The organism is Streptomyces inhibens (genome assembly GCF_022221585.1).
Taxonomy (GTDB): Bacteria; Actinomycetota; Actinomycetes; order Streptomycetales; family Streptomycetaceae; genus Streptomyces; species Streptomyces inhibens.
The window spans coordinates 2,937,300-2,956,970 of the sequence record NZ_CP084681.1 but is presented as its reverse complement, the minus strand read 5'-3'; the positions used below and the strand labels follow the sequence as shown (position 1 = coordinate 2,956,970).

At 72.3% G+C, this 19,671-nt stretch carries 17 protein-coding genes; 8 read left to right on the top strand and 9 right to left on the bottom strand.

Annotated elements, in window-relative coordinates; translation table 11 throughout:
- Positions 1–130: 130 nt before the first annotated feature.
- Genes KI385_RS13655 through KI385_RS13645 form a run of 3 tightly spaced genes read left to right on the top strand, consistent with a single transcriptional unit; the run spans position 131 to position 2,536 of the window.
- Positions 131–934, top strand: coding sequence for a GNAT family N-acetyltransferase (locus tag KI385_RS13655; RefSeq protein WP_238572469.1), 804 nt, complete (start codon positions 131–133; stop codon positions 932–934).
- Positions 931–1,815, top strand: a complete 885-nt coding sequence (locus KI385_RS13650) for a lysophospholipid acyltransferase family protein (RefSeq protein ID WP_238572468.1) — start codon at positions 931–933, stop codon at positions 1,813–1,815. Before KI385_RS13655 ends, KI385_RS13650 begins: the two co-directional genes overlap by 4 nt.
- Positions 1,808–2,536, top strand: coding sequence for a DedA family protein (locus KI385_RS13645; protein ID WP_238572467.1), 729 nt, complete (start codon positions 1,808–1,810; stop codon positions 2,534–2,536). Before KI385_RS13650 ends, KI385_RS13645 begins: the two co-directional genes overlap by 8 nt.
- An 8-nt stretch (positions 2,537–2,544) precedes the next feature.
- Here the strand turns inward: KI385_RS13645 and KI385_RS13640 are convergent, their stop codons facing one another.
- The 6 genes from KI385_RS13640 to KI385_RS13615 form a co-directional block, all read right to left on the bottom strand.
- Positions 2,545–3,183, bottom strand: coding sequence for a winged helix-turn-helix domain-containing protein (locus KI385_RS13640; protein WP_238572466.1), 639 nt, complete (start codon positions 3,181–3,183; stop codon positions 2,545–2,547).
- 407 nt (positions 3,184–3,590) lie between these two features.
- Positions 3,591–4,253, bottom strand: coding sequence for a rhomboid-like protein (locus KI385_RS13635; protein ID WP_238572465.1), 663 nt, complete (start codon positions 4,251–4,253; stop codon positions 3,591–3,593).
- Position 4,254: 1 nt separating this feature from the next.
- Entirely contained in the window at positions 4,255–5,220 is a 966-nt protein-coding gene (locus KI385_RS13630) for a DUF6891 domain-containing protein (protein ID WP_238572464.1), read from the bottom strand.
- Positions 5,221–5,455: 235 nt separating this feature from the next.
- On the bottom strand, positions 5,456–6,508 hold the full coding sequence (gene glnII / locus KI385_RS13625; RefSeq protein WP_238572463.1) for a glutamine synthetase: 1,053 nt from the start codon (positions 6,506–6,508) through the stop codon (positions 5,456–5,458).
- Between the two features lie 206 nt (positions 6,509–6,714).
- A complete protein-coding gene (locus KI385_RS13620; protein ID WP_238572462.1) occupies positions 6,715–7,848 on the bottom strand; it encodes an ARPP-2 domain-containing protein in 1,134 nt (377 codons plus the stop codon).
- Positions 7,845–9,317: a hypothetical protein gene (locus KI385_RS13615; protein ID WP_238572461.1), complete on the bottom strand. Its 1,473-nt coding sequence runs from the start codon at positions 9,315–9,317 to the stop codon at positions 7,845–7,847. Before KI385_RS13615 ends, KI385_RS13620 begins: the two co-directional genes overlap by 4 nt.
- A gap of 239 nt (positions 9,318–9,556) precedes the next feature.
- On the opposite strand from KI385_RS13615, the gene KI385_RS13610 reads away from it, so the two are divergent.
- The 3 genes from KI385_RS13610 (at position 9,557) to KI385_RS13600 (ending at position 12,609) form a co-directional block, all read left to right on the top strand.
- The gene (locus KI385_RS13610) at positions 9,557–10,465 is read left to right on the top strand and encodes a Gfo/Idh/MocA family protein (RefSeq protein ID WP_238572459.1); all 909 of its coding nucleotides are present in this window, start codon (positions 9,557–9,559) and stop codon (positions 10,463–10,465) included.
- Positions 10,466–10,560: 95 nt separating this feature from the next.
- A complete protein-coding gene (locus tag KI385_RS13605) occupies positions 10,561–12,186 on the top strand; it encodes an AMP-binding protein (RefSeq protein WP_238572458.1) in 1,626 nt (541 codons plus the stop codon).
- 150 nt (positions 12,187–12,336) lie between these two features.
- The gene (locus tag KI385_RS13600; protein WP_128508351.1) at positions 12,337–12,609 is read left to right on the top strand and encodes a hypothetical protein; all 273 of its coding nucleotides are present in this window, start codon (positions 12,337–12,339) and stop codon (positions 12,607–12,609) included.
- A gap of 77 nt (positions 12,610–12,686) precedes the next feature.
- Here KI385_RS13600 and KI385_RS13595 read toward each other — a convergent pair whose 3' ends face one another.
- Together KI385_RS13595 and KI385_RS13590 are read right to left on the bottom strand one after the other, a co-directional pair.
- A complete protein-coding gene (locus tag KI385_RS13595) occupies positions 12,687–13,256 on the bottom strand; it encodes a PadR family transcriptional regulator (protein ID WP_238572456.1) in 570 nt (189 codons plus the stop codon).
- Between the two features lie 29 nt (positions 13,257–13,285).
- Positions 13,286–15,301 (bottom strand): NADPH-dependent 2,4-dienoyl-CoA reductase, encoded by a 2,016-nt coding sequence (locus tag KI385_RS13590; RefSeq protein ID WP_238572454.1) that lies wholly within the window; start codon positions 15,299–15,301, stop codon positions 13,286–13,288.
- Between the two features lie 326 nt (positions 15,302–15,627).
- On the opposite strand from KI385_RS13590, the gene KI385_RS13585 reads away from it, so the two are divergent.
- Both KI385_RS13585 and KI385_RS13580 read left to right on the top strand, forming a co-directional pair.
- Entirely contained in the window at positions 15,628–15,999 is a 372-nt protein-coding gene (locus KI385_RS13585) for a peptidase inhibitor family I36 protein (RefSeq protein ID WP_238572453.1), read from the top strand.
- Positions 16,000–16,133: 134 nt separating this feature from the next.
- Positions 16,134–17,015 carry a hypothetical protein gene (locus tag KI385_RS13580; RefSeq protein WP_238572451.1) on the top strand — a complete coding sequence of 294 codons (882 nt, stop codon included), beginning with the start codon at positions 16,134–16,136 and terminating at the stop codon, positions 17,013–17,015.
- A 398-nt stretch (positions 17,016–17,413) separates the two neighbouring features.
- Here the strand turns inward: KI385_RS13580 and katG are convergent, their stop codons facing one another.
- Complete coding sequence (gene katG / locus KI385_RS13575; protein WP_238572450.1) at positions 17,414–19,642, bottom strand: catalase/peroxidase HPI; 2,229 nt, start codon at positions 19,640–19,642, stop codon at positions 17,414–17,416.
- Positions 19,643–19,671: the final 29 nt, after the last annotated feature.

Genomic DNA, 19,671 nt, shown 5'->3' with positions numbered 1-19,671 from the left:
AGGGGTGTACCCGGCACCACCGCGGAGCAGCGCACCGGCTACCCCGCGCGGCCCGCCGGCCCCCGCAGTCCCACACCCCCGTCGAATTGCACGCCTCGCACAGCCTCCCCACTCCCCATGGAGGGCTCCCATGAGCATGGCATCGACCGCGTCCGCCCCCGTCCCCGGCACCGCCCCGGCCGCCGCACCCGTGCCCGCTTCCGCTTCCGCACCCACCGACCCCGGATACACCGCGGAGATCGCCGACACCCGCGAGCAGATCCGCGCCGCCCAGCGGCTGCGCCACCAGGTCTTCGCCGAGGAGATGGGCGCGACCCTGCACTCCCCGCTGGCCGGCCACGACATCGACGCCGTCGACGACCTCGCCGACCACCTGGTGGTCAGCCACACCGCCACCGGCGAGGTGGTCGGCACCTACCGGCTGCTGCCGCCCGGCCGCAGCCCGCGGCTGTACTCCGACGGCGAGTTCGACCTCGGCGCCCTGGCGGCGCTGCGCCCCTCCCTCATCGAGGCCGGCCGCTCCTGTGTCCACCCCGACCACCGCAGCGGCGCGGTGATGACCCAGATGTGGGCCGCGCTCGCCCGCTACACCCTGCTCTCCGGCCACCGCTACCTCGCCGGCTGCGCCTCCGTCCCGCTCGCCGACGGCGGCACCGCCGCCACCCACGCCTGGGAACTGGGCCGCACCCGCTACGCCGCCCCGCCCGAGCTTCAGGTCACCCCGCACCACCCCTGGCACTCGGCCGTCCCCGCCCCCGAGCGCCCCAGCCTCGCCCAGCTGCCCCCGCTGCTCCGCGGCTATCTGCGCATCGGTGCCTTCATCTGCGGCGCACCCGCCCACGACCCCGAGTTCGATGTCGCCGACTTCTTCGTCGTCCTGGACATGGAGCGGCTGGGCGACCGCTACCGGCGCTACTTCCTGGGGGAGCGGTGAACGGCCCCTGGGACGTCTGGTCCGACTGCACCCCGGGCTGCGCCACCCATGCGCTGCCGCGGGTACCGGCGACCGAAATCGCCCGGCGCGGCGCCGTGTTCGCCCACAAGGTGCGGCGCGCGCTGACGGACGGCGGGCGGATGGCCGATCCGGTACGGCTGCGCGCCCACGCCGCGGGGCTGCTCTCCGCGCTCGGCATACGTGTCGAGGGTGCGGCCTCGCTCACCGCCGAAGGCGGCCCCGGCACCCTGATCGTCGTCAACCACATCTCCTGGCTCGACATCCCCGCCCTGCTCGCCGTCGAACCGGTCACCCTGCTCGCCAAGCGCGAGGTCGGCGGCTGGCCGGTCGTCGGCAGCCTGGCCCGCCGAGCCGGTACGTACTTCATCGACCGTACGAGCCCCCGCCAACTTCCCCACACCGTAAGGGAGTTGTCCGAACTGCTCGCCTCCGGGCGGTCGGTGGCGGTCTTCCCGCAGGCCACCACCTGGTGCACGCCCGACCAGGGAGTCTTCCGCCGGGCCACCTTCCAGGCCGCCATCGACGCGGGCGCACCCGTCCGCCCGGTGACCCTGAACTACACCCAGCAGGGGCTGCCCAGCACCGTGGCCGCGTTCTGCGGCGAGGACACCTTTGCCGCCTCCCTGCGCCGGGTGCTCGCCGCCCGCGCGCTGACCGTCCGCGTCACCGCACATCCGGCGCTGACGGCGGCGGACGCCGGCCTGGACCGGCGGGCGCTGGCGGCGCTGGCGGCCGGGGCGGTGCTGGGCGGCCGGCAGAGGACGGGAGCGGCGGTACGTGGCGCACCGGTGCCGGCCGTATCACCGCGGGATGCGGCACAGCCGACTGCGCCCGTGCGGGACACCCCGGCCCATGTTTGAGCAGCTGGACCAGCTCACCGAGCCGCTCCAGGGCATGCTGGGCTCACCCTGGCTGTGGCTGATCGTCCTGCTGGTGTCCGCTCTCGACGCACTGCTGCCGTTCATGCCGAGCGAGACCACCGTCGTCCTGGTCGCGGTGCTCATCGGACCCGATCTGCCGCTGCTCGCCCTGCTGGCGGGCGTCGCGGCGGCCGGGGCGCTGGCCGGTGACTGCCTCGGCTACACCGTGGGGCGGTACGCGGGCCCGCGGGCGATCGGCCGGCTGCTGCGCGGCGAACGCGGCCGGGCCCGGCACGCCAGGGCCCGCACGATGGTCGAACGGCACGCCGCGCTGCTCGTCATCGCCGGTCGCTTCGTGCCCGGAGGGCGGGTGGTCGCCGCGCTGTCGACCGGCAGCGTCCGCTTCCCGTTCCGCCGCTTCGTCGTGCTGGACGCGATCGGCGCGGGCACCTGGGCGCTGTGCAGTGCGGCGCTCGGCGGTCTTGGCGGCGCGGCGCTCAGCGATTCCCCGGCCAAGGGGATGCTGCTGGTCTCCGGGATAGGGCTGGTGGTGGCGGGGTGCGCGGGATATCTGTACCGGCGAGGAGACCCGGGCCGACGGGGTGACCCGGATCGCCGCGGTGCCCCGGATCGGCGGCGGTCATGCCGGCGTACGGTCGTCACCGGCCGGGCGGGGGAGCGGGTCCCCGCCCGGCCGGGCCCGCGGCAGGAGGGCGACTGAGCCCGGCCTCAGACGCTCGGCACGTACTTGTAGCCGACCCGCCGCACCGTCACGATCGACGACCGGTGCTCCGCGCCCAACTTGCGGCGCAGCCGGGCGACATGGACGTCGACGGTGCGGCCGTCGCCGACATGCCCGTACCCCCACACCGTGGTCACCAGCTGGTCGCGGGTGTGCACCCGGTGCGGATGGGCGACCAGATGGGCCAGCAGCTCGAATTCGAGGTACGTCAGGTCCAGCGGCCGGTCCTGGACCCGTGCGGTCCGCTGCTCGGGGTCGATCCGCACGATCTCGTCGCCGGTCGGCGCGGTCACGTCGGGCCGGTCGGCCGGCTGCTGGGCGGCGGCCTGTTCGGCCGGTACGAGAACGAGATAGCCGACCATCGGCGGCTGGCCGGGCAGCGCGGGCAGGCTGTGCTGAGGCGCCGGCAGCCAGGTCGCGCCGGAGTTCAGCAGCTCGGCGACCGATTGGACACTGTGGCGCGCCGGGGGTCCCTCCGGACGGAGCCCGGGGGAGCTTCCGCCCGGGTCGGCGGCGGCCTCGTCGGGGGCCACGGCGCGCAGTCGGTGGCGGTGGGGGTGCGGGGTGGTGAGGGGGGAAACGGGAGCCGTCGCGGAACCGGCGGTCAGGGTACGGACGTTCGTCATCAGGAGTCAGCTCTTTCGCGCAGAGGGGCGTCGGGGACGTCGTGCGCGCGGGCAGTGCTGGGGACGCCGGTCAGCGGCGTCGGTGAGGCGTGTGCGGGCCCGCGCTCAGTGCGCGCGGCAACACAGACGGTCGAATGCGTGCGCCTGCCGGGACGGCCAGAAGGGCTCAAGGTCGCTGCGACCTGTCGCGGTGTCTGTAAGGCTGGCCATGGACCCCATTGAACCAGACGGTCGGTGATCTGTCCCTCGCCAGGGTGGCGCTGTGACGGGATTGCGCCGCGCCGCGGCCGGGCGGGCGCCGGGACCGGGGGAGATCCGGTCCCGACTCGGCTTTTGCGCAACGGAGTTGAGGGCCGTCCCGGCGCCGGGGACGGTGGCTGGAATCCGATGCGCGGGCATGTTGTCACCTATATCGGCTTCGGCTTCGGCTTCGGCCTTGGAATCCGGTCGCCGCCCCTCCGCATTCCCGCGCCCATCGCCACCCCGAGCGCGAGCGCCGCCAGATGCCCGGCGTCGGTGAACGTCCGCCCGCGGCGCAGCACCGGCCGTATCCCCAGTGCCAGCAGACCGGTTGTCGCCGCGGCCCGCGCGCCGCGGTGGGGGACCGTCGCGGCGAGCGCGCCCAGCGTCGCGTAGAAGCCGTAGCTGGCCCCGACATCGACGGCCCGCGCGGTCGCGTCCGGAGGATTTGTGCACACGCGGCCGCGCAGGCCCGCGTGGACCAGCAGGCTGGCACCGACATGGCCGGCCGCGAACACCCCTGCCGCGCGCGGTGCGCCCCAGCGTGCCTCGGCCGTACCGAGGGTGGCGAGCAGCGCGGCGCCGTACGGCACCGGCAGCGGTTCCTCGACGAACGCCGAGCTGGTGGCCAGCGTGTGCCATCGGCCGGCCCGCAGATTGGCGACGTTGGTGGACTGCGTACGCAGCAGTTCCGTGCGCCGTGGGCCGGGCAGCCGCGCGGTGGCGTACGCACCGAGCTGCAAGGCACCGACGTACAGCGGCGCGAGCCAGGGCACGGCGGTCGGTCTGGCCCGCGGCCGGGGTATCCGCCGCATGGGCATCCGTCGCATCTCAGACCCCCATCGGCAGCCGCTTGCGCCAGTCCAGCGGGGCGACCTCGATGACCCGGTCCGGATCGCCGTCCCACTGGACCGGCAGGCCCGCCTCGGCGAGCGCCGCCACCACCGTCCGCCCGACCGCGGCACGCTCCTCCGCCGAAGCCTCCCCGGAACCTTCCGCAGCCCCCTCCCCGGAACCTTCCACCGCCCCTTCCCCGCCATCCGCATAGGCGCCGTAGCGGACCGCCAGCCCGTGGCCCTCCGCGGCCGCCTCGGTGTCCTGGTAGTGGAAGAAGACGAAACCCCGGTCGCCCTCGGCGCGTTCGGCTCCTATCTCTCCGAGCCCGCAGCTGCTGCAACAGCTGAAGTTCATCCGGGCGGTCAGCCCCTGGGCGTCCAGCGCGGAGAAGGCCTGCCCGAGCCGCTCCGGGTCGGTCACCTCGGGCCACTGCGCCTGCTCGGCGAGCCGCTCCTCCCACAGCCCCGCGACGATCCGCCGCGCCTCGTCCAGCGAGACCTGGGTGTCCTCGGGGTCGAAGGAGTCACAGACGCCCTGCGCGGCGTCATGGAAATTCCAGAACCCGGAACGTATGCCCTTACGGGCCTGCTCCTCGGCCGCCGCGCGGGTCTCCGGAGTCAGACCGGGCGTGGAGTACAGATCCGCCGGCCGCCAGTCGAGCGCCGTACGCCAGGCCTCCCCGCCGCGCGCCCAGTCCAGGAAGGTGGCGACGACCGCCTCGATGTCGTCGGTCTCCACGCTGAAGTGCCGCTCCGGTCCGCCGTCGCGGTACTCCACCCGGAACGGCCCGGAGCCGTCCCGCCAGGTCTGGAGGTACACATGGGCCTCGTCGGGGATCCGCTCGACGACCACGAAATGGTCGTCGTCGGCGCCGATCCGCCGCAGCAGCCCGGTGAGTTCGGCCTCGGTCGGGTGCGCATGGTCCGCCCCGGTCTCGGTCGTGACGCTGATCGCAAGCATGCCCCCAGCGTGCCAGCCGCCACTGACAATCACCCCGACCGGCCCGACCGGCCCGACCGGCCCGACCGGCCCGACCGGCCCGACCGGCCCGACCGGCCCGACCGGCCCGACCGGCCCGACCGGCCCGACCGGCCCGACCGGCCCGGCCGCCACGACCGCCCCGACCGGCCCAGGTCCCGGCACGCGAAGGGGCCGGACCAACCGGCCCGGCCCCTCATGCGTTGCTGCGTCCGCGTCAGACCTGCTCGCGCCGCGCCAGCTCCGTGCAGCAGGTGTCCGTGATCAGGCGGGTGACCACATACGGGTCGACGTTGGCGTTCGGCCGCCGGTCCTCGATGTAGCCCTTCTTCTCCACCTCGACCTGCCAGGGGATACGCACCGAGGCGCCGCGGTCCGAGGCGCCGTAGGAGTACGCGTCCCACGGGGCGGTCTCGTGCGCACCGGTCAGACGGTCCTCGATGCCGGTGCCGTACTGGCGCACGTGCTCCAGCGGCTTGTCGCCCTCACCCAGCGCCTCACAGGCGGTGATGATCGCGTCGTAGCCCTCGCGCATCGCGCGGGTGGAGAAGTTGGTGTGCGCGCCCGCGCCGTTCCAGTCGCCCTTGGCCGGCTTGGCGTCCAGCGACGCGGTGACGCCGAACTCCTCCGCCACGCGGTGCAGCAGCCAGCGCGCCACCCACATGTGGTCCGAGACCTCCAGCGGCGCCAGCGCGCCCACCTGGAACTCCCACTGGCCGGGCATGACCTCGGCGTTGATGCCGGACAGGCCGAGACCGGCCGCCAGGCACAGGTCGAGGTGCTTCTCGACGATCTCCCGGCCGAAGATCGCGCCCGCGCCCACGCCGCAGTAGTAGTCGCCCTGCGGGGCCGGGAAGCCGCCGCCCTCGGGGAAGCCGAGCGGCCGGTCGCCCTTGAGGAAGGTGTATTCCTGCTCGATGCCGAAGATCGGCTCCTGGCCGGCGAACTTCTCCGCCACCGGACGCAGCAGGGCGCGGGTGTTGGAGGAGTGCGGCGTGAGGTCGGTGTTGAGCACCTCGCACAGCACCAGCAGGTGGTCGCCGCCGCGGATCGGGTCCGGGCAGCTGAACACCGGCTCCAGGACGAGGTCCGAGGAGTGGCCCTCGGCCTGGTTGGTGCTGGACCCGTCGAAGCCCCAGCGAGGCAGCGTGGACACTCCCCCAGTGCCAAAGGCCTGGGAGGGACCCCCATCCAGGATCTTGGTCTTGGAACGGAGCTTGGCGGTCGGCTGGGTGCCGTCGATCCAGATGTACTCGGCCTTGATGGTCACGGGGTCCTCTTATACGGGTAGGTGCGGGTACGCGTGCGGGCGTACCGGAGCACTCTCGCAATGAGCCGTTTCCCGTCCATTGCCCATTTGTGAACCGCAGGTTACTCAGCCGGACATCCCGCCATTCCGAAGGTTTTCGAGCCCATATGCCCAAGATTCCATGGGTCGATATGTCCGCCTTTATGTCTGGCGGTGTGGCGGAGGCCTCAGTGGTGCTGCTTCAGCAGAGCCTCGAACCCCAGATGGTGAACGCGGCGCACCAGCTCCTGGCCGCTGATCCCCATCGCCTCCGCGGTGCGCCCGACATGCCACTCGTGCGAGGCGAGCCGATGCAGTACATGGCCGCGCCGGACCTGCTTGTCGGAGAGCCGGAACGTCTTGAGGTAGGCGACCCGCCCCTTCCCGTCCGTGATCGCCTCCCCGATGTGCTGCGTGCGGTGCAGCGCGAACGGCGGCAGGAACCGCGACAGCCGGAACCGCCCCATCCGATACACCTGCCGTACGTCATAGGACGCGTCGAGCAGCTCGCCCGCCATCAGGTCGGCATGCTGCGCCTCCCACTCCAGCTGCCGCCGCTCGGCGGCCGAGCGCAGCTCCGCGAGCGAGGTGATGTACTCCGCCGCGATCCGGGTCGTGAACTCCGGCACCGGCCCGCCGTACAGGGCGTACTGATACATCAGCTCGCCGTACAGGTCCTGAAGGAGAGAGGGGTGCAGCGCCCGGTAGTCGTCCGGATGCGGCACCACGAAAGCGGCGGCCAGGGAGTCGGCGACGTACACCATCACCCCGCACTGCCCCGGATGGATCTCGAAGATCCGCAGCGCATCGTCGAGACCGGGCATCCGCTCGCCCCGGTACGCCCACTCCGCGCGCGGTGAGAGCCCGTCGCGCACCGCACGCCGGGTCCACTCCTCCCATACGACGGACGGCCCGCCGAAGTGCAGCGCCAGATAGCCGTCGAGCGCAAGATGGAGCGGCAGAAAACGCAGCCCGCCCGAAGCGCCGCCGGATGCTCGCCCCTTCCCGCGCTGCCTCTGGACGAGCTTGCGCGGAAGGTGCAGCGGCGCGCAGGTCACCGGGCCGCGCTCATCGCTCAACTGCGAGCCGTACGCGGCGGCGGGCGACCCGTCACCCGTCCAGTTCGCCACGAAACCATGCGGAATGTACGAGATGTAGGACGTGTGCCCGCCGGCCCGCACCGCCGTCGGCCCGTCCTCGTAGAGCTCGCGATGCAGCCGCAGATCGCTGATCGGCTCCGCGCGCACCAGAGGGACGAGCCGGACCGCACCCCATACCTGTGCCGGGCGGGCCCGCAGCCCGCTCAGATCCAGCCTGCTCATACCGCGCCCCGCTCCCCGTCCGTTTCCTCCCCCAGGAACTGCCGCACCCGGTCGTCCATATGGGCCCGCAGCTCGGCGAGCCCCGTACGCCCCTCCGCGAACCGGGCCAGCTGCACCAGCGCCGGCAGATCCTCCGCATTGCGCACCCCGGCCGTCGGCACCGAAGGGGACAGCCGCCGTACGGCGAAGTCCTCGGCGTCGTACACCGGGTTGAGATGGACGAGGGAGGTACGGCGCGCCGGATCGAGGCGGGCCCGCCACACCCGGAGCACCTCACCGGCCAGCCCCGGCGGCGCGTTGTCCCAACCGTCCGAGACGATCACCAGCCGCTCCGGCGCGTACTCCAGCGCGTCCAGCAGCCGCATCCCCAGCGGCGTCGGCCCGTAGGGGTGGGCCAGCAGCGCGTCCTGCCGCCCGGACGTCCACAGCGGCAGATAGGACCCCGCCAGCGCCTCCAGCAGAAAGTGGCAGGCCAGCGCGGTCGCGAGCGGACGACGCGGCTTCTGCCGCGAACCGGTCGTGGAGAAACTGTCGTCCAGTACGGCCGCCACCCGGCCCCACGTCCCGGCCTGCGCACCCGCCGTACGCCGCGCCGCGGCCCGCAGCGCACCGGTCAGCTCGGCGCGCCGCGCGGCCCGGTCGTCGAGCGGGAGCCCGAGGACGTACGAGGCGAGCCGGGTCAGCGGCATGGCGGCGAGATCGATGGCCACCTCGGCGCGGTGTGTACGGGCCGACTCCTGTACCCGCAGCCGCTCCAGCCGCGTCATCCGCGGCGCGATGCGCTCCAGGAAGGCGCGGCGGCCGACCCCGTGCGTCGCCGCGAACCCCTCGGCGACGGTGAACGGCAGCTCGTACAGGGCGCCCTGCTCGTAGTGCGCCCGCCGCCAGGCGTCCAGCAGGGGAGTGGTGAAGTGCTTGCGGCGGCCCGGCGCGAAGAGGAAATCGCCCAGCTCGCCGCCGCTGTCGCCACCACCGTCGCCGCTCCGTTCGCCGAGCGGCAGATGGGCGTGGCGCGCCGCGCACTTGAGGCCGGCGCGGTACTTCACCGCGTCCAGCGCCGGGTCCGGGCGCGCGGCGAGCCAGTCGCGCATGATCGCGCGGGTCCGGCGGTTGTTGACCTTGGCGGTGCGCAGCGCACGGAAGAGGCGGTAGACGCGCGGTGCCGGCAGCCGCGCCAGCCGGGCCGCGATCAGCCGCCCCTCGGAGCGCCGCTCCCGCTCCGTCGCCTCGCCCGCCGTCTCCAGCAGCCGGCGCACGATCAGCGCCGCATTGTGGTCGTTGATGTCCAGCGCGAGCGAAGCGGCGTACAGCGGGCGGTAGTTGACGCGTACGTACGCATGCAGAAAGTCCAGCGACAGATGCTGTTCGTGCTCGTCGGAACGGAATTCGCGCTGCCCGGTGGAGGTGATCGCGGCATTCACGAACAGCAGCACGTCCTCGGCCGCCACCAGCTCCGCGGAGCTCGCCACGCCATCCACCCCCCGGTAGTCGGATGCCGGCCGGGGAATGGGGGCACGAGCAGCGAATCGTTGCTTAGCAGAGCAGGTCCGGAAGTCGCACCGGAGTCCCGCGGCCGGCCCCCGAAACGTAACACCGCGGGCGCGCGCCGGTCATACGGATTACGGGACGGGGCCCAGGGGCGCACGGATCGCGGCGCGGGCGTGCCGAACCGGCCACCCCGTCCCACGCCCCGCGAGAGACTGGCCGCATGACGATCGTGCGTATCGGACTCCTCGGCACCGGACCCTGGGCGCGGAGCGTCCACGCCCCCGCCCTCGCCGCTCACCCGGGCGTCGACCTCACCGGCATCTGGGGGCGCAGGCCCGAGGCGGCCGCCGCGCTGGCCCAGGTCCATCGCGCCCGCCCGTACGCCACCCCCGACGAGCTGTTCGCCGACTGCGACGCCGTCGCGATCGCCCTGCCGCCGTCCGTCCAGGCCCCGTTGGCGGCCCGGGCCGCCGAGTCCGGCTGCCACCTCCTCCTGGACAAACCGGTCGCCACCTCCGTGCCCGAGGCGCGCGCCGTCGCCGAGGCCGCCGAACGCGCGGGCGTCGCCTCCGTGGTCTTCTTCACCGCCCGCTTCGGGGAGCGGGAAGGCAAGTGGATCGCCGCCCAGGCCGCGATCGGCGGCTGGTTCACCGCACACGCCGACTGGCTCGCCGCGGTCTTCGCCACCGGCAGCGCCAGCCCGTACGCCCACTCGCCCTGGCGCCGCGAGAAGGGCGCCCTGTGGGACATCGGCCCGCACGCGCTGTCCGTGCTCCTGCCGATTCTCGGCGACGCGGAAGCGGTCAGCGCCGCCCGGGGACCGGCCGACACGGTCCTGCTGACGATGCGCCACAGCGGCGGCGCGGCAAGCTCGGTGACGGTCGGCCTGACCGCCCCCGCCGCCGCGTCCGGTGTCGAGGTCACCCTCCGCGGCGAAGCCGGCATCACCTCCCTGCCCCGCCGCGAGGGCGGCCCCGAACCGGCCTACCACCGCGCCGTCGACGCCCTGCTCGCCTCCGCAGAGACCGGTCTGCCGAACGCCTGCGACATCCACTTCGGTCTGCGCGTCACCCAGATCCTGGCGGCGGCCGAGGAGACACTGATGCCGCTCATGCCTCTGGGGTCATGAACACATGGCGATTTTGGTCGTGGAGGGTATGAGCGAACCCCCGTAGCGTCGTGGGCGTCAGCCGCCCCGCCACGCACCAAGGGAGCCCCGCCGCCATGACAGCCACGACACCCGCCACCGGCTTCACCAGCTACGTCGACGTGGTCCTCGCCGCCCTCGCCCGCGATCCGTCCCGCGCCGCGGTGACCACGGCTGTCGACGCCGTACCGGCCACGGCGGACGGGAGAGGCGGCGCCGGCGGCAGACCCGGCACCGACGCACGCGCCGAAGTCACCGCCGGCGCCTTACACGCCACCGTCCACCGGATGGCCGCGGTCCTCGCCGACCACGGCATAGGCCGCGACCGAACCGTCTCCCTCCTCAGCGGCAACTGCCCCGAGGTGCTCGCGGCCCGCTACGCCGCCAACCTCCTCGGCGCCCGTGTGGTCTTCCTCTACGACGGGATGGCCCCCGAGACCCTGGCCCGGATCGCGGAGAGCGTGGAAACCGCCCTGCTCCTCGTCGATCCGGTCCTCCACGACACCGCGCGGGCCGTGCTCGCACACACCAAGGGCCCGCTCCCCGAGGTCATGACCCTCGGCCCGGCGCCGGCCGCCCTCGGCCCCGACCTGCTGGCCGCCTGCGCGGCCCTCCGTACCACCCCCGTCGTCCCGAGCGCCGCCCGCCCGGAGGACGACTGGTGCATCCGGCACACCGGGGGAACGACCGGCATCCCCAAGGGGGTCCGGATGGCGCACGCCCCGTACGCCGCGATGATCACCCAACAGCCGCCGGCCGCCGACGGCGCAAAGCCCCGCTTCCTCGCCTGCACCTCACTGGCCCACCTGGCGGGCATCCTCGCCGATGTCACGCTCGCGGCCGGCGGCACCGTCGTACTGCACCGCGCCTTCGACCCCGCCGCCGTGCTCGCCGCCATCGCCCACGACCGCATCACCCACCTCTGGCTGCTGCCCCCGCTCCTCTACCAGCTCCTGGACGACCCCACCGTCCCCACCACCGACCTCAGCTCGCTCACCAGCATCACCTACGGCGGCTGCGCGGCCTCCCCGTCCCGGCTGATGCAGGCCACCAAGGCCTTCGGTCCGGTGCTGTACGGGATGTACGGCATGTCCGAGGCGATGTCGATCGCCGTGGCCCTCCCGGAGGACCACACCCGGACCGGCCCCGGCGGCCGGATCACCGCCGGCCACGCGCTGCCCGGCGTGGAGCTCGCCGTCCGCGACGCGGACGGGCGGGACCTGCCGGCGGGGGAGCAGGGGGAGGTCCATGTACGCTCCGCCGGCGTGATGACCGGCTACTGGAAGCAACCCGAGCTGACCGCGCAGGTGCTGCCCGGCGACGGCTGGCTGCGCACCGGCGACGTCGGCTACCTGGACGACGAGGGCCGGCTCTACCTCGTCGACCGGGTCAAGGACCTGATCATCGTCGTGGGCGGCCATGTTCACCCGGCGGAGGTCGAGGACCTGCTGCACACCCACCCCGCGGTCGCCCACTGCGCCGTCTACGGGGTGCGTACGGTCGACGAGGCGGAGGAGGTGCACGCTGCGGTCGTGCCCGCCCCGGGGTACGACGTGGACACCGACGACCTCCGGGCCTTCGTCACCGAGCACAAGGGCGCCCTCTACGCCCCCACAGCCGTCCGTCTCCTCGACGCGATCCCCCTCACCCCGGTCGGCAAGCCCGACAAAACCCTCCTGCGGGCGACGACCGCGACGGCCTGAGGAGGGCCCGCCCGGGAGGCCGGCGAAAGGGGCGGCCCGGAGTACCGGCCAGGAGGTCCAAATCCCCCCTGGCCAGGGGCTTTTGTCAGTGGTGGCCAGTAGAATGGGAACCAGTCAGTGAGGGTTCATCCACGCTCCAGGAGGTCGCCGATGGCCGCTGCCACACTCATGACGAAGCCTCTCCCGGCCCACCCACTGCCCAAGAAGCCGCTGCCCGCCGGATGGCCGCGCGAACGGTACGAATCCCACAACCGCCGCCTGAAGGCCATGCGTCTGGCCATAGCCCTGCTCGACACCGGCGTGTACCGCCCCGAGCAGGCCCACAACCGCAAAATCCGCAGCACCGCGGCCGAAATAGGGGTCCACACCCCGTCCGACACGACCTGCCGCCTGGTGCGCGCCCTCATCTACGACAACTGCTGACCGCCCCGGGCGCACCGCCCCGGCACCACAACAGGGCGGCCGGCCCCGGGACTTCCCCGGGGCCGGCCGCCCCACGCTCACACCCGGCGAGGCGCGCCCGGCTCACCCGGCGCGCCCTCCATGTTGGCCACCTCCGCCAGCGCCTCCTCCAGCCACTGCACCCAGAAGGTCTCCAGACCGATCCCGGCCCGCAGCACAAGCCGCCGCAAACGGTCCTCCGGATCCGCAGCGGCCCCGAAGTCGCGGTCCTCGATCTCCTGGTACTCCGCCAACTGCCGCCGGTGCAGTGTCAGATGGCGTCGCAGCTCCTCGTCGAGCCCGGTGCGCCCGACGACCGCCGCCGCCCGCAGCCGCAGCAGCAGCGCATCCCGGATGGGCTTGGGGTCCTGCTCACCCGATGCCCACCGGGTCAGCTCGGTACGGCCTGCGGGCAGCACCTCGAACTCCTTCTTCTGCCCGCGGGACGGCTGATCGGAGGGCAGTGCGCGGATCAGCCCGGCCTGCTCCAGTTTTCCCAGCTCGCGATAGATCTGCTGATGGGTGGCCGACCAGAAGTAGCCGATCGACCGGTCGAATCTGCGGGTCAGTTCCAGCCCCGACGACGGCTTCTCGAGCAGGGCGGTGAGGATCGCGTGCGGGAGGGACATGGGGAGATCCTAGGCACGTCCCGGGCAGGTCACAGGGCCGCCGCCAGCTCCGTCCCCTGCTGGATGGCGCGCTTGGCGTCCAGCTCGGCGGCGACATCCGCACCGCCGATGAGATGCACGGCACGCCCCTCGGCGCGCAGCTCCTCGTACAGATCCCGCCGGGGCTCCTGGCCCGTGCACAGCACGACCGTGTCCACCGGGAGCGTCGCCACCGTGCCGTCGACCGTGAGATGCAGACCCGCGTCATCGATCCGCTCGTACGCCGCCCCGGCGACCATCGTCACGCCCCGGTGCCTGAGCTCCGTACGGTGGATCCAGCCGGTGGTCTTGCCGAGGCCGGCGCCGACCTTCGACGTCTTGCGCTGGAGCAGATGCACCTGGCGCGGGGTCTTGGGACGCTCGGGCGCGCGCAGCCCGCCGCGCTCCTCGTAGGCCGTGTCGACACCCCAGGCGCGGAAGTACGTCTCGGGGTCCTGGCTCGCCGCGTCACCGGCATCGGTCAGGAACTCGGCGACATCGAAGCCGATGCCTCCCGCCCCGATGATCGCGACCCGCTCACCGACCGGCGCGCCGTCGCGCAGCACATCGAGGTAGCTGACGACGCTCGGGTGGTCGATCCCCTCGATCTCCGGAGTGCGCGGGGTGACACCCGTGGCGACCACGATCTCGTCATACGCACCGAGGTCCCCGGCCGTGACGGGGGTGTTCAGCCGTACCTCCACACCCCATGCCTCCAGCTGCGTCCGGAAGTAACGCAGCGTCTCCTCGAACTCCTCCTTGCCCGGCACCCGCTTGGCGATGTTCAGCTGCCCGCCGATCTCGGCCGCGGCGTCGAACAGCGTGACGTCATGGCCGCGTTCGGCGGCCGACACGGCGCACGCCAGCCCGGCGGGACCGGCGCCGACCACGGCGAGCCGCTTGCGCAGCCGGGTGGGGGAGAGCACCAGCTCGGTCTCGTGGCAGGCCCGCGGATTGACCAGGCAGGACGTGATCTTGCCGCTGAAGGTGTGGTCGAGGCAGGCCTGGTTGCACCCGATGCAGGTGTTGATCGCATCGGACCGGCCGTCCCGCGCCTTGGCGACGAAGTCCGGATCGGCCAGGAACGGGCGGGCCAGCGACACCATGTCGGCGCGTCCGTCGGCGAGCAACTCCTCGGCCACCTCGGGGGTGTTGATGCGATTGCTGGTCACCAGGGGAACGGAGACCGACCCCATCAGCCGCTTCGTCACCCAGGTGTACGCACCGCGCGGCACCGAGGTCGCGATGGTGGGGATACGGGCCTCGTGCCACCCGATGCCGGTGTTGATGATCGTCGCGCCGGCCGCCTCGATCTCCTTGGCGAGCGCGATCACCTCCTCCAGGGTGGAACCGCCCGGGACGAGGTCCAGCATCGACAGCCGGTAGATCAGGATGAAGTCCGTGCCGACGCGCTCCCGGGTGCGACGGACGATCTCCAGCGGGAAGCGCACCCGGTTCTCGTACGAGCCGCCCCACCGGTCCGTGCGGTGGTTGGTCGCGCCCGCGATGAACTCGTTGATCAGATAGCCCTCGGAGCCCATGATCTCGACCCCGTCGTACCCGGCGGACTTGGCCAGCTCCGCCGCCCGTACGTAGTCCTCGACGGTCTGCTCGACCTCGTCGTCGGTGAGCGCATGCGGCGGGAAGGGGCTGATGGGGGCCTGGATCGCGCTCGGCGCCACCAGATCGGCGTGGTACGCGTACCGCCCGAAGTGCAGGATCTGCATCGCGATCCGCCCGCCCGCCGCATGCACCGCCGCGGTCACGGTCCGGTGCTGCGCCGCCTCCGCCTCGGTGGTGAGCTTGGCCCCGCCCTCGTACGGCCGTCCCGCCTCGTTCGGCGCGATGCCACCGGTCACCATCAGCCCGACGCCGCCCCGCGCACGGGCGGCGTAGAAGGCGGCCATCCGCTCGAAGCCGTTCTCCGCCTCCTCCAGCCCGATGTGCATCGACCCCATCAGCACCCGGTTGGGAAGGGTCGTGAACCCGAGATCGAGCGGGCTCATCAGGTGCGGGTACTGGCTCATGGGGGCCTCGCCTCCGTGCGGGGTGGTCGTGAAGCCAGTTGTAGACCAGCCGGTAAGCCTTGTGCAACAAGTTGCAAAAAACGTGACGGAGACGACGCCGGTCCGCCCACCGGAACCCGTAAGGCCGGGGCGGCAGGCGAGCGGTACGGCTCCCCCGTGCGGCGGAGGCGGATCGTCAATGGGAACGAGGTCGCCCGGCTGTGCCGAGGGCTTGAATCGTCATGGCGCAAGGGCCGCACTTCCCCCGGTTCGGGGCATGGGCGGCCCGGCCCAACCGATCACCAACATCGCGCATTCCGCGTGATCACCAGCCAAAGGGGCACATCATGCGTATCCGCCAGATAGCCGCTGTAGTCGCCGCCGCTGCCGTACTCACGCTCGGTGTCGCACTGCCGGCCTCCGCCGATGGTCACGCGGACGTTGCCGCGGCCCAGGGCCGTGTCACGAAGGTCCAGGTGTTCCAGGACGCCAAATACAAGAACAGGAACACGACCTTCACGGAGGACATGTGGGATCTGAGCAAGGACGGCTGGAACAACACGATCAGCTCCGCCATCAACTGGGGCAACCGCACGGTCACCTTCTACTCCGGTGTGAAGGGCCACGGCGCCCACTTCTCCCTGGCGCCGGGCGACCGGGAGGCGCACTTCGGCAACCGCGGCATGCCCGACACCACGACCTCCGTCATGTTCCGTTAACCGCTAGCGCTGAGCTGCGCTGACAGCGAGTTGTTGACGGGCGGGGTGCGGCGCCGGGGGGCGCACCCCGCCCGCCTGCCAGCGCACCCCGCCCCGCCTGGCGCACACCGCGCAACGCACTCCGAGAGGCAACGATGCCGCCCTCCCGCCCCCGGACCACCACCGCGCTCGCACTGCTGCTCCTGGCCACCACCGCCTGCACAGCCGTGGAGCACGAGTCCACGCCCGCCCCGCACGCCGCCACACCCCAGCCTGTGACCCGGCAGGCCGAGCAGCTCCTGCTGCCACTGGACGCCTATGCATCGACCGTGGCCGAGACCCACGCCGTGGAAGACGCACAGGACATCCTCATGCGCCGGTGCATGAACGACCTGGGCATGGAGTGGAAGACCCTGCCCCGGGTGGACGCCCGGGACATCGAGCCGCAGAACGTCGGCCGATACGGAGCCGACGAGGCGGAAGCCGTCCGCTACGGGTACCACCCGCGCCCCGACCCGCCGTCGGTGGTACGGCGCAACCGCGCCTGGGACGAGCGCGAGGCGCTCCCGGCCGAGGTACAGCGCGCGGCCTACGGCCCCTCCGGCAAGGGCGGCTGCCTCAAGACCGCCCAGCACCAACTCGTCGGCGACACCGCCCCACCCGACTACCACGCCTTCAACCAGCTGACCGGCACCGCCCTGGAAACCTCCCGGCATGCCCCCGAAGTACGCGACGCCGTGCGCAAATGGCACGCATGCATGGCGAAGGCGGGCTTCGACTACCCGGACCCCATGGCCGCCGCCGTCAGCGAGCGCTGGAAGACGGCCGAACCCACACCGGCCGAACGCGCCACCGCCCGCGCCGATGCGGCCTGTCAGCGGTCCACCAAGGTGATGACGGTCTGGGCGGCGGCCGAGACCCGCATCCAACGCCGTCTGATCCAGCAGAACACCGACCGGCTGCACGAGGCGAAAGCCCGCAAGGACCGCTGGCTGGCAGCCGCCCGCCGCGTCCTGAACCGTGATGACGGCCAGTGACCCGAGTCAGAGGTTCGTCGTGGTTCGTACAGCCAACGACATCGCCGTCGGAACGGACCCATCGCCGTCATCGGCGTCCTGCCGCGAATCGACGTTCCTGCGGCGCCGACGAACAGGGTGCTCGCCCCGGAGTGAGGGCGTCCAGGCTCGCGGCGCTGCCCCACACGCAAAGGCCGTCGGCCGCGCCTTCCGAGAACGGAAGAACACGGCCGACGGCCCACAGACGGCCCAGGAGCGCGAAAACCCACTCTGACCTGCGACGTTCTTAACTGTCGAAGTACCGCCGGAGAAGTGCTCCGATCCGCACCGATGACCCTCCGGCGGGCGGGGTGGTGCACGACGGGTGCACGAAGGGTGCACGGCAGGCCGGCCGGTGCGGGCCGGCCTGGACGTCATGATCAGGCGAGGTCGAACCGGTCCAGGTTCATCACCTTGTCCCATGCCGCGACGAAGTCGTTCACGAACTTCTCCTTCGCGTCATCGCTCGCGTAGACCTCCGCGAGCGCGCGCAGCTCGGAGTTCGAGCCGAAGACGAGGTCGGCACGGGTGCCGGTCCACTTGACCGCCCCGGTGGCGTCGCGGCCTTCGAACTCGTCCTGCGCCTCGGACGTCGACTTCCATGTCGTGCCCAGGTCGAGCAGGTTGACGAAGAAGTCGTTCGTCAGCGTGCCCGGCTTGTCGGTGAGGACGCCGTGCTTCGCCTGGGCGTGGTTGGTCCCCAGGACGCGCAGGCCACCGACGAGGACCGTCAGCTCGGGCGCGCTCAGGGTCAGCAGGTTCGCCTTGTCGAGCAGCAGGTACTCGGCCGGGAGGCGGTTGCCCTTGCCGACGTAGTTGCGGAAGCCGTCGGCGGCCGGCTCCAGCGCGGCGAACGACTCCACGTCCGTCTGCTCCTGCGCGGCGTCCACCCGGCCCGGCGTGAAGGGCACCTCGATGTCGAGGCCGGCGTCCTTGGCCGCCTTCTCGACGGCCGCGCTGCCCGCGAGCACGATCAGGTCGGCCAGCGAGACCTGCTTGCCGCCGGTCTGCGCGGAGTTGAAGGACTCCTGGATGCCTTCGAGCGTACGCAGCACCTGCGCGAGGTCGTCCGGGTTGTTGACCTCCCAGTTGCGCTGCGGCTCCAGGCGGATGCGGGCACCGTTGGCGCCGCCGCGCTTGTCGCTGCCGCGGAAGGAGGAGGCCGATGCCCAGGCCGCGGACACGAGCTGCGCGACCGTGAGGTCCGAGCCGAGGACCCGCTCCTTGAGGGAGACGATGTCCGCGGCGTCGATCAGCGCGTACGTGCGCTCCGGCAGCGGGTCCTGCCACAGCAGCGTCTCGGACGGGACCTCCGGGCCGAGGTAGCGCACGACCGGGCCCATGTCACGGTGGGTCAGCTTGAACCAGGCACGGGCGAAGGCGTCCGCGAACTCCTCGGGGTTCTCGTAGAAGCGCCGCGAGATCGGCTCGTAGACCGGGTCGAGGCGCAGCGCGAGGTCCGTGGTGAGCATCGTCGGCGCATGGCTCTTCGACGCGTCGTGCGCGTCGGGGATGGTGCCCGCGCCCGCACCGTCCTTGGCCACCCACTGGTGGGCGCCGGCCGGGCTCTTGGTGAGCTCCCACTCGTAGCCGAACAGGTTCTGGAAGAACCCGTTGCTCCACTGCGTCGGCGTGCTGGTCCAGGTCACCTCAAGACCACTGGTGATGGCGTCGGCGCCCACGCCCGTGCCGTGCGTGCTCTTCCAGCCCAGGCCCAGCTGCTCCATCGGGGCGGCCTCGGGGTCGGCGCCGACGTGGTCCGCCGGGCCCGCGCCATGGGTCTTGCCGAAGGTGTGGCCACCGGCGATGAGGGCGACGGTCTCCTCGTCGTTCATCGCCATGCGGCGGAACGTCTCACGGATGTCGCGGGCCGCGGCGATCGGGTCCGGGGTGCCGTTGGGACCCTCGGGGTTGACGTAGATGAGGCCCATCTGCACCGCGCCGAGCGGGTTCTCCAGCTCGCGGTCGCCGGTGTAGCGCGCGTCGCCGAGCCACTCGGTCTCCGGACCCCAGTACACGTCCTCGTCGGGCTCCCATACGTCCTCGCGACCGCCGGCGAAGCCGAAGGTCTTGAAGCCCATCGTCTCCAGCGCCACGTTGCCGGTGAGGATCATGAGGTCGGCCCAGGAGATGTTCTGGCCGTACTTCTTCTTGACCGGCCACAGCAGGCGGCGGGCCTTGTCGAGGCTGGCGTTGTCCGGCCAGCTGTTGAGCGGCGCGAAGCGCTGCTGACCGGCACCGGCGCCACCGCGGCCGTCGCTGATCCGGTACGTACCGGCGCTGTGCCAGGCCATACGGATCATGAGCGGGCCGTAGTTGCCGAAGTCGGCCGGCCACCAGTCCTGCGAGGTGGTCAGCACCTCCGCGATGTCCCGCTTCACGGCCGCGAGGTCGAGGGAGTTGAACGCCTCGGCGTAGTCGAACTCCTCACCCAGCGGGTTCGCCACCGCCGGGTTCTTGGCGAGGATCTTCAGGTTGAGCCGATCCGGCCACCACTGGCGGTTTCCGCCGCCCTGGGTCGGGTGCGGGGCGCGCCCGTGCGCGACCGGGCAGCCACCTCCGCCCTCCGTCTTTGCGTCAACGGCGGCTGCGTCATGGTTCTCAGGCATGGGAATCCTTCCGGGCCAGGCGGATCACG